The sequence below is a fragment of the Mesorhizobium sp. SP-1A genome (assembly GCF_032460275.1).
GTDB lineage: Bacteria > Pseudomonadota > Alphaproteobacteria > Rhizobiales > Rhizobiaceae > Mesorhizobium.
Map to the genome: position 1 here is coordinate 1 of NZ_JAVXZD010000001.1, position 25,778 is coordinate 25,778.

Below are 25,778 nucleotides of genomic sequence, written 5' to 3' on the forward strand. Positions count from 1 at the left end.
GATCGGCGCGCGCGGATATCCATCTTGGCCGCGAGCAAAGTCTCGTGAGACCGGATACGTTTGTGCAGACCTCTCACGCCGCCTTCAAAACCCTCTTGCAGACGGGGCGGGCCATACGTTTTTGAACGTCCAGCCGTGGCCGCGAAGCCAGTCGCTCAAGGCGCTGCGGCCGATGCGCATCGAGCGCTCCGCCTCAAGGCGCGCCACCATCTCGTTCAGCGTGATGTCCTTGCGATCCTCGATCATCCCGACAATGAAGCCCGCGTATTCGTCGAGGCGCGAGCCGCGCCTGCGCCCTTGCTGTCGGGGTGCCAACTCGCCGATCTTCGCCCGAGCAATCCAGCGGATCGCGCTCGATACCCCGACGCCGAAACGTGCTGCCGCCTGACGCGCCGATGACCCTTCGTCGGCAGCCTTCAAAACACGCAGCCGCAGATCCTCGCCGAGCGCTCTCGCCATCATCAACCTCCGTCAAAGCGGACGTTGAATCAGAAGCCGGATGCCGCGTCACATCACAATCGATTCATCGATCCCCGGACGTGCTCTAGCTACGCCCAGGTGTATGCGCGGCGGGATCGCGCGTGCCGGTCGAGCATGGAAACCGCTCGGCCGCGTTTTGGGGGGTAAAATCATTCCCACTCGATGGTGCCGGGCGGTTTGCTCGTCACGTCATAGACGACCCGGTTGATGCCCTTCACCTCGTTGATGATTCGTGTGGCGGCGCGGCCGAGGAATTCCATGTCGTAGTGGTAGAAATCCGCCGTCATGCCGTCGACGGAGGTTACCGCGCGCAACGCGCAGACGAATTCGTAGGTGCGTCCGTCGCCCATCACGCCAACGGTCTGCACCGGCAGCAGCACCGCAAAGGCCTGCCAGATGGCGTCGTAGAGGCCGGCCTTGCGGATCTCGTCCAGATAGACGGCATCGGCCTCGCGCAATATGTCCAGCTTTTCGCGCGTCACGCCGCCGGGACAGCGGATCGCGAGGCCCGGACCCGGGAAGGGATGGCGGCCGATGAAGCTTTCGGGCAGGCCGAGTTCCTTGCCGAGCGCGCGCACCTCGTCCTTGAACAATTCGCGCAGCGGCTCCACCAGCTTCATGTTCATGCGCTCGGGCAGGCCGCCCACATTGTGGTGCGACTTGATGGTGACGGAGGGGCCGCCGGTGAACGACACCGACTCGATCACGTCCGGATAGAGTGTGCCCTGGACGAGGAAATCCGCGCCGCCGAGCTTTTTGGCTTCGTCCTCGAACACTTCGATGAACAGGCGGCCGATGGTCTTGCGCTTCTTTTCGGGGTCCGCTTCCCCCTCGAGGGCCGAGATGAAACGGTCGGAGGCATCCACCAGGATCAGCGGCAGATTGTAGTGTTCGCGGAACATGGCGACCACGTCGGCCGCCTCGTTCTTGCGCATCAGGCCATGGTCCACAAGGATGCAGGTGAGCTGGTCGCCGACCGCCTCGTGCGTCAGCAGGGCCGCGACGGACGAATCCACGCCGCCCGAAAGCGCGCAGATCACCTTGCCCTTGCCGACCTGCCGGCGGATCGCCGCGACCGCCTGCTCGCGATAGGCGGCCATGGTCCAGTCGCCCTTCAGGCCGGCGATGTTGTGCACGAAATTGCGCAGCAGCTTGGCGCCGTCCGGCGTATGCACCACCTCGGGATGGAACTGCACGGCGTAGAATTTCCGCTTTTCGTCGGCGATCGCCGCGAAAGGCGCCCCTGCCGACGTGCCGACGACGCGGAAGTCCGGCGGCAGCGCGGTGACGCGGTCGCCGTGGCTCATCCAGACCTGATGTCGCGTGCCCTTGGCCCAGACGCCGTCGAACAGGGCGCAGTCGGCCTGGATTTCCAGGAAGGCGCGGCCGAACTCGCGATGGTGACCGGCCTCGACCTTGCCGCCGAGCTGGGCGCACATCGTCTGCTCGCCGTAGCAGATGCCGAGCACCGGAACGCCGGCCTCGAAGACCTGCTGCGGGGCGCGCGGGCTGCCGATGTCGACGGTGGAATGAGGGCTGCCCGAGAGGATAACCGCTTTCGGCCGGATGCGCTCGAATGCTTCCGCGGCTGACTGGAAGGGCACGATTTCGCTGTAGACGCCGGCCTCGCGCACGCGCCGCGCAATGAGCTGCGTGACCTGGCTGCCGAAGTCGATGATGAGAACTGTGTCAGGATGTGTCGTCATGGCGAGGCTTTAAAGAAGAACGCGCAAAGGCGCAATGGCCACCTTATCTTGCGGCAAGTTCGACCGCGCCGGTAGCGAGCGCCTTTTCGAGCCGGATAACGGCGTCGGCGAGGCGCTCGTCTATGATATGGAGATATTCGGTCCAGTCGCCAACATGCCGCAGCTCGGCCGCGCCGTCCGAAATGCCGCGCAGCGCGACCAAGGGCACGTCGAAAAGCTGGCAGGCGCGCAGGCAGGCGTAGGTTTCCATGTCGACCATGTCCTCGGCGATCGCGTCGTAGGCGGCGCCCGACACGATCGCGGCGCCCGTCGAGAGCGTGGCCTCTCTCAGGCCGGGAATGCGCAAGGGCAGGGGCAGCATCGCGGGCAGGTCGAGGAAGGGCGTGACGCCTTTTTCGAATCCCAGCGGCGAGGCGTCCATGTCGCGATAGGCGACCGAAACGGCCTGGTAGATCTGGGCCTGCTCCAGCCTGCGGGAGCCCGCCGATCCGAGCGACACGACAAGATCGGGCAGCGAGCCGGCCGAGGCCAGCGCCGCAAGTTCCGCGCCGAGCTTCACGCCGGCCTCGACAGGCCCGACGCCGGTCATGTAGGGCACGAACAGACGCTTCAGATGCGGGCCGTATTCGGCCTCGGCGGCCATGACGAACAGGACGGACTTGCCGGCGAGGCGGGTCGGACTGGCGGGATGTTCATGCATCAAAAATTTCCCTGCGCAGCCCGCGGACAGTTCCTTGCCCTCCGCTTTGCTTCGGGCATCCGTCACTCGAAAGCCCGTTACAGGGCTTTTCATCGGCCGAAGGCGGTGGCCCTCACCCCTCGATGCCGTCGCGGCCGACAACGGTCATCAACGTGCCGGTCATGGTGGCGATCAGCTTGGCCTCGCCGTCGGCGGCGATGGCGTATGCCTGTCCGTCGGCCACGATGATGGTGCGGCCGGGCTTCGTCACCGAGCCGCGGAACAGAAAGCGCTCGCCGCGGCCTGGCGCCAGCAAATTGACCTTGAACTCGATGGTCAGCACGCCTGAATTTTCAGGCATGAGCGAGAAGGCCGCATAGCCGCAGGCCGAATCCAGCGCGGTAGAGATCACGCCGGCATGAAGGAAGCCGTGCTGCTGGGTCAAGGCGTCCGAATACGGCATCTCGATCTCGATGATGCCCGGCGTCACCAGTGTCAGTTCGGCGCCGAGCGTCTCCATGGCCTTCTGACGGCTGAAGGAGGCGCGCACACGCTCTTCATAGTTCGGGTCCGGTACGATCTTGGCGGCCATGGTGCTTGCCCTTCGACAGCCGGCTTATCGCAGACGCGGGCGGCTCGGGCAACGGCTATGTTGCAACGCAAAACATTCTGCGGGCCGTATCAGCCCTGCCGGCGCAGCGCGCAGAAGTAAAATCCGTCCGTGCCGCTGCGCGCGGGCGAAAGCGAGATGCCGCGTTCCCTGTCGACATGGGAGGCATCGCCCTGGCCGGGGAACTTTTCGTTCCACAAGGCGACATGGTCCACCGGCGAGAATTCGGCACTGCGCGTGCGGAAAGCCGCGATCTGCGCGGCGTTTTCCTCATCGAACACGGAGCAGGTGATGTAGGCCAACAGCCCGCCCGGCTTCACGAAAGTGCCGGCGGTATCGAGGATGGTGGCCTGTTCGGCCTTGCGGATGTCGAGCTGCTTGCGGGTCAGCCGCCATTTGGCGTCGGGCCGCCGGCGCCATGTGCCGCTCCCGGTGCACGGCGCATCCACGAGAACGAGGTCCATGCGGCAGGCGAGCGGCCGAAGCTCGTCGGGTCTGGCGATCACCTGGATATTGCGGTTCTCGGAGCGGCGCATGCGCTCGAACATCGGCGCCAGCCGCTGCTTTTCAGCATCGTGCGCGAAGATCTGGCCGCGATTGTTCATCGCCGCGGAAAGCGCCAGCGCCTTGCCGCCGGCGCCTGCGCAATAGTCCAGAACCTGCATGCCGGGCGCCGCGCCGGCCAGTTCGCCGACGATCTGCGAACCCTCGTCCTGGACTTCGAACCAGCCCTTCTGGAAGGCCGGCTCGGCCTGCACGTTGGGGTGCCTGCCATCGCCCTCGATCGGTGCGACACGGATGCCGTGCGGGGCCAGGCGCGCCGGTTCGGCGCCGGTTTCCCTGAGTTCCGACAGCACAGCCTCGCGGCCGGCCCTCAAGGTGTTGACGCGCAGGTCGAGCGGCGGCCGGGTGGCGAGTGCCATGCCTTCCTCGACCCATCCCGCACCGTAGGTCTGTTCCAGCAGCGGGACGCACCAGTCCGGGCAATCGGCCTGAATGGCGGGCGGCGCCCCGTCGAGTTTCCTGTCGGCGAGCGCCTTCAGTTCGGTTTCCGTCAGCGGCGGCGGGGCAAACCGGTCGCCCGCCAGCGCCGCGTTAAGAGCTTCAGGCGTTTGCCGCCATTCGAGCAACAGCGCCCCGAACCCGATGGCGCGCGACGTGTCCTCGCCGAGCAGCCAGGCCGCCGAACGCTTCCGGCGCAATGCGTCGTAGACGATGTTGCCGATGGCTGCGCGGTCGCCGCCGCCGGCGAAGCGATGCGACAGGCCCCAGTCGCGCAGCGCATCGGCCGCCGGCCTGTGGCGCCGGTCGATGTCTTCCAGCACTTCGATGGCTGCCGCCAGCCGTCCGCCCAGTCGCATTGGTGATCCTTGTTCCGGTGTACCCGACGCGGAGTGACTAACGCCCCGAGCCGGTATGGACAAGATGCGTCGTGCCACGACAAGGCGGCCGAAACCCCAACCTGAAGATTTTGTAATGTTGGAACGTTTTTCCGGGACGGTCAGTTGTCGGGCTTGTTTCACCCATGGAGGTCATCTTGAAAAATCTGATCCTTGCCGCCGCGATTGCGGTCGCGGGCGCAATGGCTGTCGGCATGCCCGCGCAGGCCGCGATTACCGTCACCACCGTCACCAAGACGGTCCATCGTCCTGGTTACGACCGCCCCGCACCACAGAATGCAGCGCTGCTGGGTGAAGACGGTGAAGCAGCGTCATCACCACCGTGTTGTGGTCAAGAAGATCAGGACCTGCCGCTGACGGCCGCCGCAGTTCGGTAAAAATCGGGAAGGCCGCTGGAAGCAGGCTCTTCCCGTTTCATTTGCCTCAGGCCATTCGACGGCGACACGCTGAAGCTGGATGTGCCCGCGGCATTCGCGACAGCCTATGCCGTCTTGATGTCGGTCAGCCCCAGTTCCTGCATCATCGCTTCGCGCATGATGAATTTCTGCGGCTTGCCGGTAACCGTCATCGGCAGGCTGTCTTTGAAGCGCACGTAGCGCGGCACCTTGTAGTGCGCGATCTGGTTGGCACAGAACGCCTTGATGTCGTCCTCGGTCAGCGTCTGGCCCGGCACGGTCACGATCCAGGCGGCCAGTTCCTCGCCATATCTGGCGTCCGGCACACCGAACACCTGCACCTCCTTGATCTTGGGGTGGCGGTACAGGAACTCCTCGATCTCACGCGGATAGATGTTCTCGCCGCCGCGGATCACCATGTCCTTCACGCGGCCCACGATGTTGCAATAGCCTTCGGCATCCAGCGTGGCGAGGTCGCCGGTGTGCATCCAGCCTTCCGGGTCGATGGCTTCTGCGGTCTTTTCCTCGTCTTCCCAATAGCCCTTCATGACCGAATAGCCGCGGGTGCACAATTCGCCCGCCCGGCCGACCGGAACCGTCTCGCCTTCCGCTCCGATCACCTTGGCCTCGACATGCGGCTGGATGCGCCCGACGGTGGAGACGCGCTTCTCCAGCGGATCGTCGACATTGCTCTGGAACGAGACCGGGCTGGTCTCGGTCATGCCGTAGGCTATGGTCACCTTGGACATATGCATCAGGGAGACCACCTTCTTCATCACCTCGATGGGGCAGGGCGAGCCTGCCATGATGCCGGTTCGCAGGCTGGCAAGGTCGAAGGAAGCGAAGTCGGCGTGGTCGAGCATGGCCACGAACATGGTCGGCACGCCGTAGAGCCCGGTGCAGCGTTCTTCGGCAACCGTCTTCAGCGTCGCCCCGGCGTCGAAGCCTTCGCCGGGAAAGACCATGGTCGCGCCCTTGCTGACGCAGCCCATGGTGCCCATCGACATGCCGAAACAATGATAGAGCGGCACGGGAATGCAGAGCCGGTCGTCCGCCGTCAGCTTGATGGCGGAGGTGACGAAATTGCCGTTGTTGACGATGTTGATATGGCTGAGCGTGGCGCCCTTCGGCGCACCCGTGGTGCCCGAGGTGAACTGGATGTTGATCGCCTCGCCGGGGTGCAGCTCGATCGTGTCCAGCCGCTCATGGTCGTCGAGCCCGGCCATGGCCAGGACGTCGTCGAAATTCAGCATGCCGGGCGTGCTGTCCTCGCCCATGCGAATGACGATTTCCAGCGACGGCAGCCTGGCCGCGGCGAGTTTGCCGGGTTGTGCCGCCTCGAGTTCCGGCGCCAGCGTGCGCAGCATGCCGAGATAGTCGGAGGAACGGAACTGAGCCGCGGTGACCAGCGCCCGGCATTCCACCTTGTTCAGGGCATATTCCAGTTCCGCCAGCCGGTAGGCCGGATTGATGTTGACCAGGATGAGGCCGGCGCGGGCGGTGGCGAACTGCGTCACCAGCCACTCCCAGCGATTGGGCGACCAGATGCCGATGCGGTCGCCCTTTTCCAGGCCGAGCGCCAGGAGCCCGGCGGCGAAGGCGTCGACGGTTTCGCCCAGTTCGTCCCACGTGAAACGCTTGTTCTGGCCGAGGAACACGGCCGCGTCCGAGGGGCCGTTCCGCCGCACCGTGTCGAACAGCAGTTGCGGAATGGTCTTGTCCAGCAACGCAACCGAGCGGTCGCCCGAAACATGGGAGAGCCCGTCGCGAGGCGCAATAAAGGCTTCGGCCTCGCCAGAGGCATGGCGAAAACGGAGAAACGATGTCTCCGGCCCCGGCTGGTTGCTTGCCATATCGGCCTCCTCCGCTTTCCTCAGCGAACGCCGGCCGGCGAGCCGGCCTGCCATCGTGCTCTCGTCCAAAAACTATCAGCCCGGGAGCGCCGCGCAAATCCCTCGAAAGTACGGATCGGCTTGATCCCGCCACCTGTCGAAGGGCTTCAACCCTTGCCGGAAGCCTCAACCAGTTCCGCCAATCGACGGGCGAGGTCCAGCACCAGAATGTCGGCATCGCTGCGATGATGGACGGCGATTTCCATGGTCTCGACGGCGGCAAAGCCGTCGGCCTCGTCCAAAATCCTGTGGCGCGGCAGTGTCGTGCGCCGAGGCAGAAGGCTGATGCCCAACCCGTCGGCCACGGCGGACTGGATGCCCGCGAGGCTCGGACAAGAATAGGCGATGCGCCAGCGGCGGCCGAGCGCATCGAGCCGGTCGATCATGTCGTCGCGATAAAGCCCGTTGGACGGAAACACCACCAGCGGCAACGGATCCTCGTCGATCGTCGGGTGGTCGAGGCTGTCGATCCAGCACAGCGGCTCCGGCCAGCGCTCGACCCCTTCGGCCGTGTCCCTGCGCTGCTTGACCAGGGCAAGGTCGAGTTCGCCGCGCTCGTAGAGCCGCATCAGGTCACGGCTGAGACCGCTTGCCACCTCCAGCTTGAGGCCGGGATGCCCGCGGGCAAACGCGGCCAGCATGCCCGTGCAGCGGCCGGCCGCGAAATCTTCCGGCAGGCCGAGCCGCAGGACGGCGATGGATGGCATTCCCGACAGCGCCGCGGCTGCTTCCGCATCGAGCGCCAGGATGCGCCGGGCATAACCCAGCAGGCGCTCTCCGGCTTCCGTCGGCCGCACCCCGCCGCGCTCGCGTTGAAGCAGACGGTGCCCCGCCGCGCCTTCCAGCCTCAACACCTTCTGGCTGACCGTGGATTGCGTCGAATGAAGCCGGCGCGCCGCTGCGGTGAAGCCGCCGCTGTCGACGACGGTGACGAAGGCCCGCAGCAGATCCAGTTCGAGCGGAGTGCTATTCATAATTCGATTGGATAGCATGACAATATTTAATTTCCAAATATAGCGGCACGTCGCTATCTGCACCGGGAGGCTTTCCTGAAAAGAGGCTGTCCTTTCCGGATCGAAGGAGGTTGCCGATGTCGTCGCCACGAAATTTTCTGTGCGAGGCCATAGAGCTGGCACGCGACAATATCTCGAGCGGCGGCCGCCCGTTCGGTGCCGTCGTCGTGCGCGGCGGCGAGGTCGTCGCGCGCGGCGTCAATGAAATCCACTCGACCAACGATCCGACCTCCCATGCCGAGTTGAACGCCATCCGCGCCGCCGCCATGGCGCTCGGCTCGCCGCGTCTCGACGGTTGCGCCGTCTATGCCAGCGGCCATCCCTGTCCGATGTGCCTTGCGGCCATGCGCCTGGCAGGTATCGGCGAGGTCGCCTATGCCTATTCCAATGAGGATGGCGAGCCGTTCGGTCTGTCGACGGCGGCAATCTATGCCGAACTGGCGCGGCCCTTTGCCGAGCAGTCGATGAAGATCACGCATCTGCCGGTGCGTCAGGAAGGCCCGGCCGATCTTTACCGGGCATGGCAGGCGGCATCGGCGCGGGGTTGACGATGGCAACTGGAAGCGTCCGCGCCGGGCATACCCTTCTTTTGGCGACGGTGGTGCTGGTCGGGCTCAACCTGCGTCCGTTCCTGACCGGGCCCGGGCCGCTGACTGCCTCGATCGTGGCCGATACCGGCCTCGGGCTGCGCGGCATGGCTTGGCTCACGCTGCTGCCTATGCTGCTGATGGGGGTTTGCGCCTTCTTCACGCCTTGGCTGCAAGCCGCGTTCGGCGTGCGCCGGGCGGTTCTGGGCGCGCTGGCCATGCTTGGCATCGGCATCGCCGTGCGCCAGGCGGTCACGGGCGGCGGTGCGCTCATCGCCACGGCGGCCTTGTGCGGTCTTGGGGTGGCGGTCGTGCAGGCAATGTTTCCCGCCGTGGTCAAGCAACGCTTCCCGGGTGCCGTGGCGCCGGTGATGGGCCTTTATTCGGCCGCTCTGGTCGGCGGCGGCGCCGTGGGCGCACAGGCTGCGCCGCTGCTGGCACGCTGGACCGGCGACTGGCATCCGGCGCTTGCATTGTTCGCCCTGCCGGTGGCTCTGGCCATGCTGCTCGTCGCCCTGGCCATCCCGCGGGAGGAAAGGACCGCTGGACCTGCGGCTCGGCCGCGCATATCCGTCTCGTGGCTGCGCATTTCCGTGCTGATTGCGTGCTTCGGGCTGATCAACAGCGGCTATTCTTCCGTCGTGGCATGGCTGGCGCCTTTCTATCAGGCGCATGGCTGGACAGGCACCGCGAGCGGCACGCTGGTGGCGGTCATGGCCAGCGCCCAGGCCGTCGCCGCCCTCGCCCTGCCGGCCCTGGCGGCGCGCGGCAATGACCGGCGGCCTTGGCTGTGGCTGGCGCTGGCCTTGCAGGCGGCGGGTTTTGCCGGGCTGGCCTTCGCGCCCGATGTCGCGCCCGCATTGTGGGCGATGGCCTGCGGCGCCGGGTTGGGCGGCTGCTTCGCATTGTGCCTGGTGGTCGCGTTGGACCAGGCGTCCGATCCGCTCGAGGCCGGCGCGGTCAGCGCTTTGATGCAGGGCGGCGGGTTCATCATCGCGGCCGGCGGCCCCTGGATCGCGGCCGCGCTGCACGACCTGACCGGCACCTTCGCCGCCGCATGGCTGGCGCATCTCGCCGCCGTGATCTGCGTGTGCGGGCTGGTCGCGAGTCTGCGCCCTGCGGGGCCGTCAGGCGCTACAGATATCGCGCAGGCCGAAGCCCGGCGCGCCGGCATCTAACACCCTGAACGGGGTCAGCCTGCCTTGTCATGCCAGCGCAGCGACATGCAGGACAGGCCGGCGTCGATCTTGCCGATCTCGGTGGTCTTTAGCGGCACCACCTTGTATCCCAGCCCGTCGAGCATCTCGATGGTGCGGGGAAAGTCGGAGCCCACCATCACCACGTCGTTGACGCGCAGAGCGTTGGCGGCCGCCTCCTCGCCTTCCGGCACCAGGACCTGCCGGAACGTATCGAACACGCCGGAGCGCGCCAGCCGGCGCGTGGAAAGTACGCTTTCGTCGTCGAGCAGCGAGCAGTCGGTCTTGAAATGCAGCACGCCTTCAGGGGTCTGCACGATGGCGGCCTTGCGGCCCAGCCGCCCGATTGCGGCAATAAGCCCCTCGGCACCGGCGCGATCGGTGCGGGCCGAAAGCCCGATCATCACGCTGCCGGGCGTGTAGAGCACGTCGCCGCCGTCGGCGTAGCCAGGCTCCGGCAGGTTGAGCACCGTGTCGAACATGGCCGAAAGCGTCGGTTCGATCTGACGCGTTTCGCCGGCACGCGTTGCCGCTCCCGGCCTGAGCAGGATCGCGCCTTCGGGAAAAACCAGCGCCGGGTCTTCCACGAAGATCGAGTCGGGAAAAGTCTCCAGCGCGGGCAGCGCCGTCACCTCGACCCCGGCCGCGCGCAGAGCCTCCACATAGGCGGCGTGCTCGGCCTTCACGCCCTCATAGGTCGGGTCGCCCCGGTCGTCCGCGCGCAACCCGCTGACCACCGAGCGGGCCGGTTCGCGCACGATGGCCCGGTTGAAGCGATAGACGGCTTGATGCGGCATGGTTAGCTCCGTTGCGACAGGCACCCGCGAAGCTGCCCGCGCAACACGGCGATGTAAAGCGCTGGGCCGGAACAACGACTATGCCATGGTCCTTGCGCCGGCATCACAGCCGCGCGCGGGTGCTGCGCGGCGTCGCAAGCAGGAGATTGGTTTCCGAAGCGGTGATGCCGGGCACCAGTCGTATGCGCCGCAGCACCGCGTCGAGGTCGGTCAGGCTGTTCGTGCCGAGTTCGACCACGAGGTCCCATTTCCCGTTCGTGGTGTGGATGGCGGAGATCTCCGGAAAGCCGGCCAGCACGTCCACGACCCGGTCGGCCGCGCGCCCCTCGACCTCGATGAGCATGATGCCGCGCACCGGCATGGAAACCGCGTCCGCGCGCAGGATCACCGTATAGCCGACGATCTCGCCGTCCCGCTCCAGACGCTCCATGCGCGCGCGCACCGTCGCCCGCGAGACGCCCAGTTCCGCGGCGAGGTCCGAGACGCTACGGCGCCCGTTGTGCCGCAGCAGTCCGATCAGTTGTCGGTCGAGATCGGCCATCCTGCCATTTTGCCAATTGGAACTGCCGTTTTGATAGACTAACTTTATCTTCTTGCCAAATTTCCATGTTCATTTCGCCAGTGCGTGCCGATAGGTTCGATCCGATCTTTACGAGGGCTGCGATGAAATCACAGACTTGCATCCTGCTGGGCGCGCCGGTGCAGGAAGGCACCGGGCGTTTCGGCTGCGACATGGGGCCGAGCGCCTTCCGCGCGGCCGGGCTGCTCGAGACGCTGCGGGAACTCGGCCATGCCGTTGTCGACCGTGGCAACATCGAACGCCCGCCTTTGCGGCCGCTCCGGCACGGCAATCCGGCGATCAAGTCGCTGCCGGAAGTGGTGGCCTGGACCGAGGCGCTGGCCGAAGCCACTTACCGGGCCGCAGGCGAAGGCATGCCGATCGTGCTTGGCGGCGATCACAGCCTTGCCGCAGGAACCTTGTCGGGTCTCAGCCGCAGCGCCGCCGAGAAGGGGCGCAAGCTTTTCGTGCTCTGGCTCGACGCGCATCCGGACCTTCACACGCCAGACACCACCACGAGCGGAAACCTGCACGGCGTGCCCATGGCCTATGCCGTCGGCCGCCCCGGCTTCGAAGGGGTTTTCCCGCCCCTGGCCGCGCCGCTCGATCCGGCGAAGATATGCATGATGGGCATCCGCAGCGTCGATCCGGCCGAGCGCAAGGCGCTGGCCGAGACGGGCGTGCTGGTCCACGACATGCGCGCCATCGACGAGCATGGCGTCGCTTCGCTGCTCAGCCGTTTCCTGCGTGAAGTCGAGGCCGCGGACGGGCTTCTGCATGTCAGCCTGGACGTCGATTTCCTCGATCCCGACATCGCGCCGGGCGTCGGAACCACCGTGCCAGGCGGCGCCACCTTCCGCGAGGCGCATCTGGTGATGGAGATGCTGCATGACAGCGGCCTGGTTTCCAGCCTCGATCTGGTCGAACTGAACCCTTTCATGGACGAGCGCGGCCGTACCGCGCGCCTCATGGTCGATCTGGCCGCGAGCCTGATGGGTCGCCGTGTGCTCGACCGCCCTACCAGGAGCTTCTGACCCATGCTGCCCAAACTGAACGTCGTTCCCTTCGTCAATGTCGACAACATGATGAAGCTGGTGCTGGCCATCGGCGTGGAGCGTTTCCTTACCGAACTGGCCGCTTTCGTCGAAGCCGATTTCAAGCGCTGGGAACTGTTCGACAAGACGCCGCGCGTCGCCTCGCACAGCGCGGAAGGCGTGATCGAACTGATGCCGACCAGCGACGGCGAGGTCTACGGCTTCAAATATGTCAACGGCCATCCCAAGAACACGCGCGACGGCCGCCAGACCGTGACCGCCTTCGGCGTGCTGGCCGACGTTTCGACCGGCTATCCGGTGCTCCTCACCGAGATGACCATCCTGACGGCGCTGCGCACCGCGGCCACGTCTGCGGTCGCCGCCAAATATCTGGCGCCGAAGGGCGCCCGCACCATGGCCCTCATCGGCAACGGCGCACAGTCGGAATTCCAGGCGCTGGCCTTCAAGGCCTTGCTGGGCGTCGACCGCCTGCGCCTCTACGATATCGACCGTTCCGCCAGCCTCAAATGCGTGCGCAATCTGAGTAACTTCGGCTTCGACATCGAGATCTGCGGATCACCCGAGGAAGCCGTCGTCGGCGCCGAGATCGTGACGACCGTCACCGCCGACAAGCAATACGCCACCATTCTCACCGACAACATGGTCGGCGCCGGCATCCACATCAACGCCGTCGGCGGGGACTGTCCGGGCAAGACCGAGCTGCACGCGGATATCTTGCGCCGCTCCGACATCTTCGTCGAATATCCGCCGCAGACGCGCATCGAGGGCGAAATCCAGCAGCTTGCGCCCGATCATCCGGTCACCGAATTGTGGCGGGTCATGACCGGCAGCGCCGAAGGGCGCCGGGACGCGGGCCAGATCACGCTGTTCGACTCCGTCGGCTTTGCCATCGAGGATTTTTCGGCACTGCGCTATGTGCGTGAGCAGGTGGCGCGCACCGGTCTGTTCGACGAACTCGACCTGCTGGCCGATCCCGACGAACCGCGCGACCTGTTCGGGATGCTGCTTCGGGCGAAGGCGGCACAGACCGCGGCGTGATCGGCCGCATATGAGCCGCCGCTAAGGCACCGCTTGATGCGGACCTGATATTCGTCCACTCTGTCCAGCAGCCTCCTTCATGGTCAGCGGCCGACAGGACAGGCACCATGCGCGTCTTCACCGCGTCTTTGGCGACGGAAACCAACACCTTTTCGCCGGTGCCTACGGACCGGGCCTGCTTCGAAATGGCCTTCTATGCCCGGCCGGGCGAGCATCCTGCCACGCCGACGCTCTGTTCCTCGCCCATGGTGGCGTTGCGCAAGCGTGCCAGGCAGGAGGAACTGACCGTCATTGAAGGCACGGCCACCTGGGCCGAACCCGGTGGCTTGATCCAGCGCCGGACCTACGAGCTTCTGCGCGACGAGATTCTCGCGCAGCTTCTGGCGGCGCTGCCGGTCGATGCGGTCATCCTCGGCCTGCATGGCGCGATGGTCGCGCAGGGCTATGACGATTGCGAGGGCGATCTCCTGTCATGCGTGCGCGACATCGTCGGGCCCGACGTGGTGGTTGCGGCAGAACTCGACCCGCACAGCCATCTCACGCCGAAGCGGGTCGCCGCCTCCGATATACTGGCGGCCTTTCTCGAGTTCCCGCACACGGATTTCTACGAGCGCGGCGAACATGTGGTGGAACTGGCATTGGCCGCGGCGCGGGGCGAGACGAAGCCGGTCATCTCCACCTTCGACTGCCGCATGATCCAGGTGCTGCCGACCAGCCGGGAGCCGATGCGTTCCTTCGTCGACCGTATCAAGGCCATGCAGGGCCGCGACGGCATCCTGTCCATATCGGTCATCCACGGCTTCATGGCCGCCGACGTGCCGGAAATGGGCACGCGCATCATGGTCGTCACCGACGATGCCAGGGAGCGCGGCGACGAGTTGGCCGAGCGGCTGGGGCGGGAGCTCTACGCCCGGCGCGCGGAACTGGCCATGACCATGCTCGGACCCGACGACGGCATCGACCGCGTGCTCGCCGTCCGTGCGCAGGACCGGTCGAAGCCGGTGGTGGTCGCCGATGTCTGGGACAATCCGGGCGGCGGCGTTGCCGGCGACGGCACCAGCCTGCTGCGCCGGATGATGGAGCGCGGCTTGGACAATATCGGCGTGGCGACGATCTGGGACCCGGTTGCCGTCACCTTCTGCCACGCGGCCGGCGAGGGTGCCGTCATCGGTCTTCGCTTCGGCGGCAAAGCCGGGCCGCGGGCAGGCGAGCCGATCGACGCCACGGTGCGGGTGATCCGCATCGCCGATGAGGGCTGGCAGAGTTTCGGGCCCAGCCGTGTGACGCTCGGACCCGCGGCGCTGGTGCGCATCGAAGGCACCGGGATCGATATCGTCCTCAACACCAACCGGACCCAGACCTTCGAGCCGGACATCTTCTCGAATCTCGGCCTCGACCCGCTGTCCAAGCAAGTGCTCCTGGTCAAGTCGACCAACCATTTCCATGCCGGATTCGCGCCCGTCGCCTCCGAAATCATCTACGTTTCCGCGCCCAGCTCCTATCCGAGCGATCCGCGCGTAACGAATTACACGAAGCTCGTGCGCCCGATCTGGCCGCGGGTCGACGATCCCTGGGCCCAGAGATAGCGCGGGGTTATTGCCGGCGTAATGCCAGGATTGCCGCCGCCCCGGCGGCGGTCTGCGGCCTTATTTCCTTTGACCTCTCCGGGGAAAAATGCGCTGATGGGCCCATGAACAGGATCGCAGCGGTAACCGCAGAAGACGGCAGCGACGTGCAGGCATTCCTTGGCGCCATGGCCGCGCGCTGGCAGGCTCAGGGAGTGCGCGTGGTCGGCGTGCTGGCCGAAGACCTGTCGGGCCAGACCTGTTCGGCGGGTTTCCTGCGCGATCTCACGTCCGGCGATGTCTTCCAGATCTTTCGCGAGCTGCCGCCGAACGATCCCTCGTGCCATGTGGACGCAATGGGGATCGATGCGGCATGCGCATCCCTGGTCGGCCGCATCGCGGATGCCGATCTCGTTCTGCTCAGCAAGTTCGGCAAATTGGAAGCCGGGCAGGGCGGGCTCGTGCCGGCTTTCGAGGCTGCCTTTGCCAATGGCAAGCCGGTATTGACCACCGTGTCTGCCCGGTTTCGCAATGCCTGGAAAGCGTTCCTGCCCGAGGCGACCTCCCTGACTGCCAACGAGACGGACATCCGGCGATGGTGGGATTCGCTTCAGGGCGATCCCGCGGAAGCGGCGTTTGGCGCCCCGGCGGCGGAGTGAAAGCGGGTACAGCGTTTCCCGGGGTTAGCGGACCGCCGCCGCGACCCTGGAAGTCACCTCGTCCAGCAATGCCGTATCGGCTGCTGGCCTGTCCTTGCGGGACGACACCAGGCAGGCCTGCGAGCGCAGCACCACGCCGTCGCCCAGCACCTTGAGGTGGTTGGCCCTCAGCGTCGAGCCGCTGGAGGTGATGTCCACGATGATGTCCGCCGAGCCGGCGGCCGGCGCGCCTTCGGTCGCTCCAAGGCTCTCGACGATGCGATAGACCTGAATGCCATGCTTGGCGGTGAAGAATTGCTGCGTCAGCCGCCAGTATTTGGTGGCGATCCTGAGCCGTCGACCATGGCGCTGGCGGAAATCGGCGGCGACGTCGTCCAGATCGGCCATGGTTTCCACGTCCAGCCAGATTTCCGGCACCGCAACCACCACGTCGGCATGGCCGAAGCCGAGCCGCGCCGCGATTGCGGCGCGCGCCTCCCAGTCGGCTAGGGTCTCGCGCAGCAGGTCCTCGCCCGTTATGCCGAGATCCACGGTGCCCTGGCCGATCTCCCCCGCGATCTCCGAAGCGGAAAGGAAAGCGACGTCGATATCGTCGCGGCCTTCGACGCGGGCGTGATATTTGCGCTCGTCCTCCGGACGGCGGACGGCAAGGCCCGCACGCGCCAGCACCTCGAGCGCCTGTTCCTTGAGCCGTCCCTTGGACGGGATCGCCAGCGTCACGCTCATCGCCCGTCCTCCTTCAGCGCCTCGACGCGGTCGAGCCAGACGGAGAAGCCGACGCCCGGGATCGGCTCGCGGGCGCCGAGCAAGGTCAGCAGCCGGTCGTAACGGCCGCCGCCGACCAGCGGCTGGCTGTCCCGGCGGTCGCGGGAAAGGTCGCTGTCCTCGGCCGCAATCTCGAACACCAGGCCGGTGTAATAGTCCAGCGGCCGGCCGAACGCCGCGTCGTAGCGGATGCGTTCGCCTGTCAGGCCGTGATCGGCGACGGCGGACGCCCGCGCGGCGAATTTGTCGAGTGCCGCCCCCAGCGACAATCCGGCATCGGCCGCGAAATCCTTGAGCGCCGTCGCCGCTTCCGAAAGCGGCGCATCGATGGCGAGGAAGGTCTTCAGCGCGGAGAACGCGGCATCCGACAGTCGCACGCTGCGCAACTGCGCCTTCTCGATCAGCCGGCGCGCGATGTCGGCGGGCGTGCGGCCGGCCGTGACGGGCAGGCCGGCATTCTCCATGCCCTTGGCAACATGTGCGGTCAGCGCTTCCATGTCGGCGTCGGCGGCAAGCGCCGTAACCTCGGCCGGCAGGCCGCCATTGCGCTGCGGGTCGGCGAGATCGGCAAGGGCCGCGTCCAGCATGGCGTGCGATCCGAAGGCGCGGGCCAGCCGCATGCGCCAGCCGCGCGGCAGTCCGAGCGCGGCCAGCACCGCCTCGAAAACGGCCTGGTCGCCGAGCGTGACCGTCAATGGCCTCTTCGGAAGCGCCAGCGAAAGCAGCGCGTGGGCGTCCGCTATGGATCGCGCATCGGCGGCGGCCGTATCGCGGTCGCCCAGATCTTCGATGCCTGCCTGGAAGAACTCGTTGTCGCCCTCGCGACGCTGGCGGAACACTTCGCCCAGATAGGCATAGCGGCGCGGCGTGCCGGCCTGGCTGGCGATGTGGTCGAGGCAGACGGGAATGGTGAATTCCGGCCGCAGGCACAGGGTTGCCCCGGTCTCGCTCTCGGTCAGGAAGATGCGGCGGCGCAAATCCTCGCCCGCCATGTCGAGGAACGGGTCCGCCGGCTGCAGCACCGGTACCTCGACCATGGCGGCGCCGCGCTCGGCGAAAAGCTGCGTGAACGCGGCGGCGACGGAGGGATGGCGCAAGGTCATGGCAAGGCGGTGCTTGGAACACCCCCCTCTGGCCTGCAGAGGCAACCGGAACCGTTGGTCACCGCGGTGATCGTCCTCATGTCTTCGCCCGGTCAGCCGCTTGAGCCTCCAGGATTTTCCGGACCTCGTCCACCAGGTCGGCTTCGGCCACGGTCACTTGCGCGGGACGGGCGGCGCGCCATTCGGCATTGTCCGTGATTTCGGCGGACATGCGCGCACCCTCGATCAGGTCCTTGATCTGCACCTCGCCCCTGGCGCGTTCATCGCCCCCCTGAATGATGGCGACAGGAGCGCCGCGGCGGTCGGCATATTTGAGCTGCGCCTTCATGCCGGCGCCGCCGAGATACATTTCGGAGCGGATGCCGGCCTGCCGAAGCTGCGCCACCATCTTCTGGTAGCGGCCGAGACTTTCCGTGTCCTTGTCCATGACCAGCACGACCACCGGCGCGATCACGTCGGACGTATCGAGCTTGCCGAGGTTCTTCAGCGCGGTCATCAGCCGCGACACGCCGATCGAGAAGCCTGTGGCCGGCACCGGCTCGCCACGGAAGCGCGACACCAGCCCGTCATAGCGCCCGCCGCCGCCGACCGAGCCGAAGCGCACGATCTTGCCTTCGTCGTTAGGAATTTCGGCCAGAAGCTCGGCCTCGTAGACGGGGCCGGTATAGTATTCCAGGCCGCGCACGATGGAGGGGTCGATCTTGACGCGGCCATCGTCATAGCCGGCGGCCGCGACCATGGCACCGATGTCGGCAAGCTCCTGCACGCCGTCCGCACCGCGCTGCGAGCCTTCGACCGCGGCGCGCATCTTCTGCAGCGTCTCTGCAAGATCGCTGGCGGTGGAGGAAGTCAGCAGAAGAACGCGCTCGGCCTGGCCGTCGTCCAGCCCGGCGCCCTTGGTGAAGTCGCCGCTTTCGTCCAGCCGGCCCTTGCCGAGCAGCGCGCGCACGCCGTCGGCGCCCACCTTGTCCAGCTTGTCGATGGCACGCAGCACCGTCAGCCGGCGGCCGGCGTTTTCGTCGCCCCCGAGGCCGATCGCCTCCAGCACGCCGTCCAGCACCTTGCGGTTGTTGACACGGATGACGTAGTCGCCGCGCGCGATGCCGAGCGCCTCCATCACGTCGGCCATCATCATGGCCATCTCCGCGTCGGCGGCCACGCCCGGCGTGCCCACCGTGTCGGCGTCGAACTGCATGAACTGGCGGAAGCGCCCCGGACCGGGCTTCTCGTTGCGGAAAACCCAGCCGGAACGGTAGCTGCGGTAGGGCTTGGGCAGCCGGTCGTAATGTTCGGCGACGAAACGCGCCATCGGCGCGGTCAGGTCGTAGCGCAGCGACAGCCACTGCTCGTCGTCGTCCTGAAAGGAGAACACGCCCTCGTTCGGACGGTCCTGATCGGGAAGGAACTTGCCGAGCGCGTCGGTATATTCGATCAGCGGCTGGTCCACCGGCTCGAAGCCGTAGAGCTCGTAGACGGAGCGGATCCTCGCCATCATCCTCTCGACCGCGCGGATGTCGTCCGCGCTGCGGTCGACAAGGCCGCGCGGCAGCCGCGCCTTCATCTTTTCGGACCGATCAGCCATGTTCCACTCGTCGCTTCGATATGCTGCGTCCGTTTTTGTCCGCGTGAAACCGACAAAATGGACACAGCGGCGTCCTAGCGGAAGCGGCGGGACGCGGCAAGGGCCGAGGCCGGCCCCGGAGGCGGTTTGGAATTCGCTCCGGCGCGGAGAACGCGCGGCTTTATGCGCCGCCCATATAGATGTCCATGATCTGGCGGTCGTCGCGCACGTCGCTCGGCGTGCCCTCGAAGCGCTTTTCACCGGCGGCGAGAATGTAGATCTTGTCGGCGATGGGCATGGCCTCGCGGATGTTCTGCTCGACCATCAATATGCCGATGCCGTGGGCGGTCAGCCCCGTGATGCGCTCCAGCGTCTCGATCACCATGGCCGGCGACAGGCCGGCGGAGGGCTCGTCCAGCAGGATGAAGCGCGGTTCGGACACCAGCGCGCGGGCGAGCGAAAGCATCGCCTGCTCGCCGCCGGACAGCGATCCTGCCGCCGTTCGCCGCCGCCGGGCCAGCGAAGGATACTGGTCGATCAGCGCCTCGATCCGCTGCTCGACCAGCCTCTTGTCTGCGATGGCGTAGCCGCCCATGCGCAGGTTTTCCATCACCGTCAGGCGCGGGAACACGCCACCGCCTTGCGGCATCAGCACCAGGCCCTGCCGCACCACCTCATGGACGGGCAGGTTGGAAAGCATCGTGTCCTCCAGCTTGGCCGTGCCGTTCCACACCGGCAATGCCCCGGCGATGGCTTTCAAGAGGGTGGACTTGCCGCAGCCGTTAGGTCCGAAGATGCAGGTGATCTTGCCGGCCTCGGCGGTCAGCGACACGCCATGGACGATCTCCTGCTTGCCGTAGCCGGTGACGATGTTTTCGGCGGCCAGCGTGCTCATTGTGGCCGCCCCAGATAGGTCTGCATGACTTCGGAATCGCGCACGATGTCCTCGAAGGCGCCGCTGGTGACCACGCGGCCGGAATCCATCACGATGATGCGGTCGCAGACATTGCGCACCATCTCCATGTCGTGCTCGATGATGAGGAAGGAGATGCCGCGCTCGCGCAGCCGGGCGATGGCGTCGAGGATGATCTTGCGGATGTTGGGATGCACGCCCGCCGTCACCTCGTCGAGCAGGATCAGCGACGCTTGCCGCATGACCACGCGGCCGAACTCCAGCAGCTTCTGCTGGCCGCCGGAAAGGTCGGAGGCGCGGTTTTCGGCGACATGCTCGAGCTTGAGCAGGGACAGCGTGTCGGCCGCCCGCTCATGCGCGCCCTGCCAATGGCCTTGGGCCGCCGCGGCAAGCAGGTTTTCCGTGACGGTCATGTTGTCGAACATGGCGGGAATCTGGAAGGTCCGGGCCAGCCCCAGCCGCGCGATCCTGTGCGCGCTCATGCCGGCGACCTCCTGGCCGTCGAAGCGGATCTGGCCGCGGTCGGGCTTCACCGTGCCGGCGACGAGGCTGAACAGGGTCGATTTGCCGGAGCCGTTCGGACCGATCAGCCCGGCGATCTCGCGCCGGCCGACCTCGAGGTTGACGCCATTGGCGGCCTTGATGCCGCCGAAATGGCGATAGAGGTCGCGCACCGTGAGGATGGGATCGGCCATCGCCGGCGTCTCGGTACGCGCGGCCGTTTGCGTCGAGGTGCTCAACCGCGGCCTCCCTCGCCATCGCCGACCAGCTTGCCGACGGCTTTGTCCAGCACCGTGACCGACTTGCGCCGCCGGGCAAACAAACCGGCGATGCCGTTGGGCAGGAACAGCACCACCAGCACGATGGCGGCGCCGAGAATGGCGATGTAGAAGGCCGTATCGCCCCAATACATCCAGATCAGGCGGTTGACGACGAACAGGCCGACGCCGCCGATGGCGGGTCCCCACAGGCTGCCCAGACCGCCCAGAAGCACCATCACCACCATCTGGTCGGTGATGTCGCCGCCGAAGACGCTCTTGGGGTTTATGAAGGTGACCCAATAGGCGAAGATCGAGCCGAATACCGATGCGGTGACGGCGCTCAGCACGAAGGTCTGCAGCTTCACCAGCGAGGTGTTGATGCCCATCGCCTCCGCTGCCGGCTCGTGGTCGCGCAAGGCCTTGACCTTCAGCCCGAAGCGCGAATGCTCGAACAGCGCCCAGGTGACCAGATAGGCCAGCACGGCCGCGCCGAACATGGTGAAGTAGAAGAAGCGCTCGTCCAGGAAAGGCGGCAGGTTCAAGCCGCCGATACCCCCGGTGAAATTCGTCACAGTGGCGAACTGGATCAGCACCTCGGCGAAGGCCCAGGTGGCGATGGCGAAATAGGCGCCGCGCAGGCGCAGCGTCGGCGCGCCGATGATGACGGCGAAGATCGCGGTGACCGCGATGCCGGCGGGAACCGTGACGAAGAAGGGCAGTCCGAGCGGATCGCCCATCAGCAGGGCGGTCGTGTAGGCCCCAAGACCGAAGAAGGCCGACTGTCCGAAATTGATGTAGCCGGCATAGCCGCCCAGCATGTTCCAGGAGCAGGCCAGGCCCGCCCACATCAGCGCGCCGGTGGCGATGCGCAGCCAGTAGTTGTTGACCAGCACCGGCAGCAGCGCCAGCACGACGATGACCGTGATCAGGAAGGCAAGGCCGGCCCAGCGTGGCTTCATGACGGCCGTCCTCACAATCCGCGCTGGAGTATCCCGCGCGGGGACACGAGCAGCACCAGGAACAGCGTGGCGAAGATCGCCAGCAGCGAATAGCTCGACCCGACATAGGTCGACACGAAGGCCTCGATGACGCCGAGCATCAGGGCCGCCACCAGCGCGCCGCCGACCGAGCCCAGCCCCGCCAGCACGGCGACGAAGAAGGCGAACAGCGTGTAGCGCAGCCCGACTTCGGGATTGACCGAATAGATCGCGCCCATCAGCACGCCGGCCATCGCGGTGATGCCGGCATAGAGGCCGTAGACATTGGCGCTGAGGCGGCGGATGTTGACGCCCATCAGCGCCGCGTTCTGGCGGTTCTCCGCCGTGGCGCGGATCGCCAGCCCGTAGCGGGTGCGGTAGAGGAACAGAAACAGCCCGCCGGCGATGACCACGGCGAACACGGCCGCCGCGACGCGGATCATCGGCACGGTCACCGGCCCGATCGCCAGGCTTTCGCCGCTCAGCGCGGTCGGCACGCTGTGGGTGTTGAAGCCCCAGGCGGTCAGCATGCCGCCGCGCAGCAGCGTGAACAGGCCGAAGGTCAGCGCCAGCGCCATCAGTTCGGGCCGCGCCGTACGGCTGTTGCGGACATTGTAGAGGATCGGCCCGATCAGGTAGCCGATGGCGCCGAACAGCACGAAGGCCACGGGTATGGCCAGGAAGCCGTCGAGCCCCAGCCCGGCGGCCATGTAGTAGGCGAGGTAGCCGCCCAGCACCACCCAGCCGCCCACGGCGAAATCGATGACGTGCAGCACGCCGAAGGTGAGCTGGAAGCCGATCGTGAAGGTGGCGATGACACCGCCGATCAGAAGCCCGTTGAGCAAGGTCTGCAGGAAGAGATCCAACTGTCACCCGTTCGTCGGTTCAGGTTGCTCGCCGGACAGGATGGACGCAAAACCTGATTCGGGCAAACCTCGGAAGCGCGAGCCGGCCATTCGACCTGGAGGCTCGGTCGAACGCACCGAATGTCCGGCATTGAACGCCGGACATTCCGCGCACCATCCGGGGCAATGCCGAAGAGGCAAGATGAGCGCCCTTCCAGCGATCGCTACTTCCAGGCCGGCAGCGGATAGGTCAGCGCCGCCGCGGCGGCATCTTTCGGCCCCACCGCGATGGTCTTGCCGCCCTGGATCTGGATCAGAACCGGCACCGGCTGGATATTGTCGTGATAGTGGTTGCCTTCCTTCTCGAACTTTATCGGCCCATAGAAGGTATGGATGTCGGTTTCGGCGATGGCGTCCTTCAGCGCCACGCGGTCCTCGGGCTTGAGCGCCGGTTTCTTGCCCAGCCGCTTGATGGCGTCGCCGAAGACGAGGCCGCTGGCGGCGCAGCCGGCTTCCGTATAGTCCGGCTCGTGCCCGGATTTCTTCTGCGCCATCTCGGCGAAGTCCTTCGCGGTGCCGAACAGGTCGTCCTTGTAGGGCACGGTCGGCAGCCAGACGGCGACGCCGCAGGTGCCGTCCGCATCGGCGGCCAAAGCCTGGGCGTAGGCCGGATCGGTGACGCCGTAGTGCATGATCAGCGCCTTCGGCCGGAAATTCAGCGATTTCGAGGTCTTGACCACGTTGATCAGCGGTTCCTCATGACCGCCCACCGCGACGATGTCCGGCTTGAGCGCCGCGATCTTGGAGATGACGGGCGTCAGGTCGCCTTCGGGCGGCACCAATTCATAGGCCACCAGTTCCAGCCCGGCTTCCTTGGCGCCGTCGCGGAAGCCTTCGCCGGTTTCCTTCGAGAACGGTTCGTTGACGCCGATCACGGCGATGGTCTTGGCGGTGGGGTTGGACATCTTGGCAAGAACCGCCAGGGATTTGCCGGCGGTGGTGTCGACGGCCGGGATGATGCCGAAGTTGAATTCCGGCTTGGCCTTCCAGACATTCGGCGATTCCGCCGAACCGGAGATCATCGGCACCTGGTATTTCTGGCAGATCGGCTGCACGGCGATGGTGGAGCCGCTGGTATAGGGCCCGAACAGCACGTCGACCTCGTTCTGCACGATCAGACGCTCGGCCGCGTCCGCGCCGGTGGCCGGATTGCTCTGGTCGTCGCCGTAGAACATGTCCACCTTGAAACGGTCGCCGCCGACCTCGACGCCGCCCTTGGCGTTGATCGCGTCGGCCCACAGGTCGTAGCCGCGCTTGGTCAGGTTGCCGCCGAGAATGTTTTCGCCCGACAGAGAGGTGATGACCCCGGCCTTGAAGGTCGGCGCCTGCGCGCGCGCCGTTCGCACGAAAGGTATTCCCAGCGTGCCGGCCGCCACCGCGACGGCGCTGCCGCCGAGGAAACGGCGACGCGAAAAACCCCTGCTGTCGATGGACATCATGCAACTCCCTTCATCCGGTTATCAGATTGGAAACTGGCAATATTTTCATACCAGCACATGTCCGGGGCCGGAGCAAGAATTGCTTGCGCAGCACAATTGGGAAAGACGATGCTTTCCGTGATCTAGTCTTAGGCAGCGGCCGCTAACGCACGAAAAGGGCAGTAAAGCTGTCTTACTTGTTATGAGACAATTAGCCGGCGCGAGAATATTCGCACCGGCTAACGGCGATCACACCGCTTCGAGATAGGTCTCGAGTTCGAAATCGCTGACCTGCAACGCGAAGGTTTCGAGTTCCTGCCGCTTGCAGGCGATGAGCGACTGCCGCAGCCGGTCCGGCAGGATGTCGTGCACCAGCGTTCCGTTCTCGAACAGCGCCGTGGCCGAGGCCCAGTCCGGCGGCAGCTTGGGCCGTTTGCGGTCGTAGACGTCGATGCTCAGGGGTTCGCCCGGCGACATTTCCCTTTCGATGCCGATCAGCGCCGCGCCGAGGATCGCGGCGAGCACGAGATAGGGATTGGCGTCGGCACCGGCGACACGGTGTTCGATGCGGCGGGCCCCCGAGGGGCCGCCGGGAATGCGGATCGCCACCATGCGGTTCTCGTAGCCCCAGCCCACGGCCGTCGGCGCGTGCGACTTGGGCCGCAGGCGGCGGTAGGAATTATAGTGCGGCGCAAAGACCAGCGTGCTTTCCGCCATGGCCGAAAGCATGCCCCCCACCGCATGGCGCATCATGTCGGAGCCCTGGTCGGTGCCGTCGTCGAAGACGTTGCGGCCGTTCTTGTCCACCAGGCTGAAATGCACATGCAGCCCGTTGCCCGCCCGCTCGCCATAGGGCTTGGCCATGAAGCAGGCGACGAAGCCGTGTTTGCGGGCGATACCCTTGACCGTGCGCTTGAAATAGACTGCGTCGTCGGCGGCGCGCAGCGCGTCCGGCACATGGTTCAGGTTGATCTCGAACTGGCCGATGCCGTTCTCGGCAATCGCCGTATCGACCGGGATATTCTGGCTGCGGCAGGCTTCGTAGACGTCGTAGATGAAGGACTCGAAATCGTCGAGTTCGTCGATCGAAAGTGCCGCATCGGAATCCAGCCGCCGGCCGGTTACCGGGGAAACGGGTCCGACAGGACGCTGGGAATGGGGGTCTACGAGGTAGAATTCCAGTTCCGTGGCCGTCACCGGGGTCAGCCCGAGTGCTCGATAGCGCTCCAGAACCTCGGCGAGAGCGCGGCGCGGGTCCGCCAGGTAAGGGGCGCCGTTCTCGTCGGTCAGCCACAGCGGCAGCAGCCCCGTGGGATGCGCGGTCCAGTTCACCGGCAGGATGCCGCGCCCGGTCCATTCGCAAAGTCCGTCGGCGTCGCCGGTGGAATAGACCAGCGGGTCGCCGGTGATGTCCTCGCCCCAGATGTCGAGCCCGATCAGCGAATAGGGCATCCGGAGCTTGCCTTCGAGTGCCTTGCGGGCCTGATCGACGGGGATGCGCTTGCCGCGCATGACGCCGTTCAAATCGCAGACCGCCGCCCTCAGGCTTTGTATGTCGTCGCGGCCTTCAAGCCATTTCAATGCTTCCGATATCGCATGCGGCAATTCCCGCCTCCAGTTGGTTGCACACAGGCCACGCACCCGAGCGGCCGCCAAGGCCGCGAGGCATGATAGCTCGTTCCTGTTTCTAAGGCGGCTACGATTGGGGCCGTCGCTTGGAAATCGGATGCGCGATCCGTCTCCA

24 protein-coding genes and 1 pseudogene are annotated in these 25,778 nt (G+C 66.1%); 7 read left to right on the forward strand and 18 right to left on the reverse strand.

Annotated elements, in window-relative coordinates:
- Positions 1-120: 120 nt before the first annotated feature.
- The 5 genes and pseudogenes from QU595_RS00005 to QU595_RS00025 form a co-directional block, all read right to left on the reverse strand.
- Positions 121-459: pseudogene (locus QU595_RS00005) on the reverse strand (helix-turn-helix domain-containing protein); the annotation flags it as partial.
- Positions 460-629: 170 nt separating this feature from the next.
- On the reverse strand, positions 630-2,186 hold the full coding sequence (gene guaA, locus QU595_RS00010) for a glutamine-hydrolyzing GMP synthase (RefSeq protein WP_315918082.1): 1,557 nt from the start codon (positions 2,184-2,186) through the stop codon (positions 630-632).
- A 43-nt stretch (positions 2,187-2,229) separates the two neighbouring features.
- Entirely contained in the window at positions 2,230-2,886 is a 657-nt protein-coding gene (locus tag QU595_RS00015; RefSeq protein ID WP_315918083.1) for a 5'-methylthioadenosine/S-adenosylhomocysteine nucleosidase, read from the reverse strand.
- A gap of 112 nt (positions 2,887-2,998) precedes the next feature.
- Complete coding sequence (locus QU595_RS00020; RefSeq protein ID WP_315918084.1) at positions 2,999-3,457, reverse strand: PaaI family thioesterase; 459 nt, start codon at positions 3,455-3,457, stop codon at positions 2,999-3,001.
- Between the two features lie 89 nt (positions 3,458-3,546).
- Positions 3,547-4,836: an RsmB/NOP family class I SAM-dependent RNA methyltransferase gene (locus QU595_RS00025; protein WP_315918085.1), complete on the reverse strand. Its 1,290-nt coding sequence runs from the start codon at positions 4,834-4,836 to the stop codon at positions 3,547-3,549.
- A gap of 176 nt (positions 4,837-5,012) precedes the next feature.
- On the opposite strand from QU595_RS00025, the gene QU595_RS00030 reads away from it, so the two are divergent.
- On the forward strand, positions 5,013-5,252 hold the full coding sequence (locus QU595_RS00030) for a hypothetical protein (RefSeq protein ID WP_315918086.1): 240 nt from the start codon (positions 5,013-5,015) through the stop codon (positions 5,250-5,252).
- A 104-nt stretch (positions 5,253-5,356) separates the two neighbouring features.
- Here the strand turns inward: QU595_RS00030 and QU595_RS00035 are convergent, their stop codons facing one another.
- Positions 5,357-7,123 carry an AMP-binding protein gene (locus tag QU595_RS00035; protein WP_315918088.1) on the reverse strand — a complete coding sequence of 589 codons (1,767 nt, stop codon included), beginning with the start codon at positions 7,121-7,123 and terminating at the stop codon, positions 5,357-5,359.
- Between the two features lie 146 nt (positions 7,124-7,269).
- Entirely contained in the window at positions 7,270-8,136 is an 867-nt protein-coding gene (locus tag QU595_RS00040; protein ID WP_315918090.1) for a LysR substrate-binding domain-containing protein, read from the reverse strand.
- A 116-nt stretch (positions 8,137-8,252) separates the two neighbouring features.
- Between QU595_RS00040 and QU595_RS00045 the strand changes: the two genes are divergently transcribed.
- Entirely contained in the window at positions 8,253-8,723 is a 471-nt protein-coding gene (locus QU595_RS00045; protein ID WP_315918091.1) for a nucleoside deaminase, read from the forward strand.
- A 2-nt stretch (positions 8,724-8,725) separates the two neighbouring features.
- On the forward strand, positions 8,726-9,940 hold the full coding sequence (locus QU595_RS00050) for an MFS transporter (RefSeq protein WP_315918092.1): 1,215 nt from the start codon (positions 8,726-8,728) through the stop codon (positions 9,938-9,940).
- Positions 9,941-9,954: 14 nt separating this feature from the next.
- Here the strand turns inward: QU595_RS00050 and QU595_RS00055 are convergent, their stop codons facing one another.
- Together QU595_RS00055 and QU595_RS00060 are read right to left on the reverse strand one after the other, a co-directional pair.
- Positions 9,955-10,755, reverse strand: coding sequence for a dimethylarginine dimethylaminohydrolase family protein (locus tag QU595_RS00055; protein ID WP_315918094.1), 801 nt, complete (start codon positions 10,753-10,755; stop codon positions 9,955-9,957).
- Positions 10,756-10,858: 103 nt separating this feature from the next.
- Positions 10,859-11,296: an Lrp/AsnC family transcriptional regulator gene (locus QU595_RS00060; protein ID WP_315918095.1), complete on the reverse strand. Its 438-nt coding sequence runs from the start codon at positions 11,294-11,296 to the stop codon at positions 10,859-10,861.
- Positions 11,297-11,418: 122 nt separating this feature from the next.
- Between QU595_RS00060 and rocF the strand changes: the two genes are divergently transcribed.
- The 4 genes from rocF to QU595_RS00080 all read left to right on the forward strand — a co-directional run bounded on the left by rocF (position 11,419) and on the right by QU595_RS00080 (position 15,631).
- Entirely contained in the window at positions 11,419-12,348 is a 930-nt protein-coding gene (gene rocF / locus QU595_RS00065) for an arginase (protein WP_315918096.1), read from the forward strand.
- Positions 12,349-12,351: 3 nt separating this feature from the next.
- Positions 12,352-13,407, forward strand: a complete 1,056-nt coding sequence (locus QU595_RS00070; protein ID WP_315918098.1) for an ornithine cyclodeaminase — start codon at positions 12,352-12,354, stop codon at positions 13,405-13,407.
- Between the two features lie 107 nt (positions 13,408-13,514).
- Positions 13,515-14,993 carry a M81 family metallopeptidase gene (locus QU595_RS00075; RefSeq protein ID WP_315918100.1) on the forward strand — a complete coding sequence of 493 codons (1,479 nt, stop codon included), beginning with the start codon at positions 13,515-13,517 and terminating at the stop codon, positions 14,991-14,993.
- A 104-nt stretch (positions 14,994-15,097) separates the two neighbouring features.
- On the forward strand, positions 15,098-15,631 hold the full coding sequence (locus tag QU595_RS00080) for a DUF2478 domain-containing protein (protein WP_315918101.1): 534 nt from the start codon (positions 15,098-15,100) through the stop codon (positions 15,629-15,631).
- Between the two features lie 24 nt (positions 15,632-15,655).
- On the opposite strand, the gene hisG is transcribed toward QU595_RS00080, so the two are convergent.
- From hisG to QU595_RS00125, 9 genes are all read right to left on the reverse strand, one after another.
- Positions 15,656-16,357: an ATP phosphoribosyltransferase gene (gene hisG, locus QU595_RS00085; RefSeq protein ID WP_315918102.1), complete on the reverse strand. Its 702-nt coding sequence runs from the start codon at positions 16,355-16,357 to the stop codon at positions 15,656-15,658.
- Entirely contained in the window at positions 16,354-17,499 is a 1,146-nt protein-coding gene (locus QU595_RS00090; RefSeq protein ID WP_315918104.1) for an ATP phosphoribosyltransferase regulatory subunit, read from the reverse strand. The genes hisG and QU595_RS00090 overlap by 4 nt, the downstream gene beginning before the upstream one ends.
- A 76-nt stretch (positions 17,500-17,575) precedes the next feature.
- A complete protein-coding gene (gene hisS, locus QU595_RS00095; protein WP_315918105.1) occupies positions 17,576-19,081 on the reverse strand; it encodes a histidine--tRNA ligase in 1,506 nt (501 codons plus the stop codon).
- A 160-nt stretch (positions 19,082-19,241) separates the two neighbouring features.
- On the reverse strand, positions 19,242-19,955 hold the full coding sequence (locus tag QU595_RS00100) for an ABC transporter ATP-binding protein (RefSeq protein WP_315918106.1): 714 nt from the start codon (positions 19,953-19,955) through the stop codon (positions 19,242-19,244).
- Positions 19,952-20,713 carry an ABC transporter ATP-binding protein gene (locus tag QU595_RS00105; RefSeq protein ID WP_315918107.1) on the reverse strand — a complete coding sequence of 254 codons (762 nt, stop codon included), beginning with the start codon at positions 20,711-20,713 and terminating at the stop codon, positions 19,952-19,954. The genes QU595_RS00100 and QU595_RS00105 overlap by 4 nt, the downstream gene beginning before the upstream one ends.
- Complete coding sequence (locus tag QU595_RS00110) at positions 20,710-21,693, reverse strand: branched-chain amino acid ABC transporter permease (protein ID WP_315918108.1); 984 nt, start codon at positions 21,691-21,693, stop codon at positions 20,710-20,712. Before QU595_RS00110 ends, QU595_RS00105 begins: the two co-directional genes overlap by 4 nt.
- An 11-nt stretch (positions 21,694-21,704) precedes the next feature.
- On the reverse strand, positions 21,705-22,577 hold the full coding sequence (locus QU595_RS00115; protein WP_315918109.1) for a branched-chain amino acid ABC transporter permease: 873 nt from the start codon (positions 22,575-22,577) through the stop codon (positions 21,705-21,707).
- A 203-nt stretch (positions 22,578-22,780) separates the two neighbouring features.
- Positions 22,781-24,052 (reverse strand): ABC transporter substrate-binding protein, encoded by a 1,272-nt coding sequence (locus tag QU595_RS00120; protein WP_315918110.1) that lies wholly within the window; start codon positions 24,050-24,052, stop codon positions 22,781-22,783.
- Positions 24,053-24,283: 231 nt separating this feature from the next.
- Positions 24,284-25,639 (reverse strand): glutamine synthetase family protein, encoded by a 1,356-nt coding sequence (locus QU595_RS00125; protein WP_315918111.1) that lies wholly within the window; start codon positions 25,637-25,639, stop codon positions 24,284-24,286.
- Between the last annotated feature and the right edge of the window lie 139 nt (positions 25,640-25,778).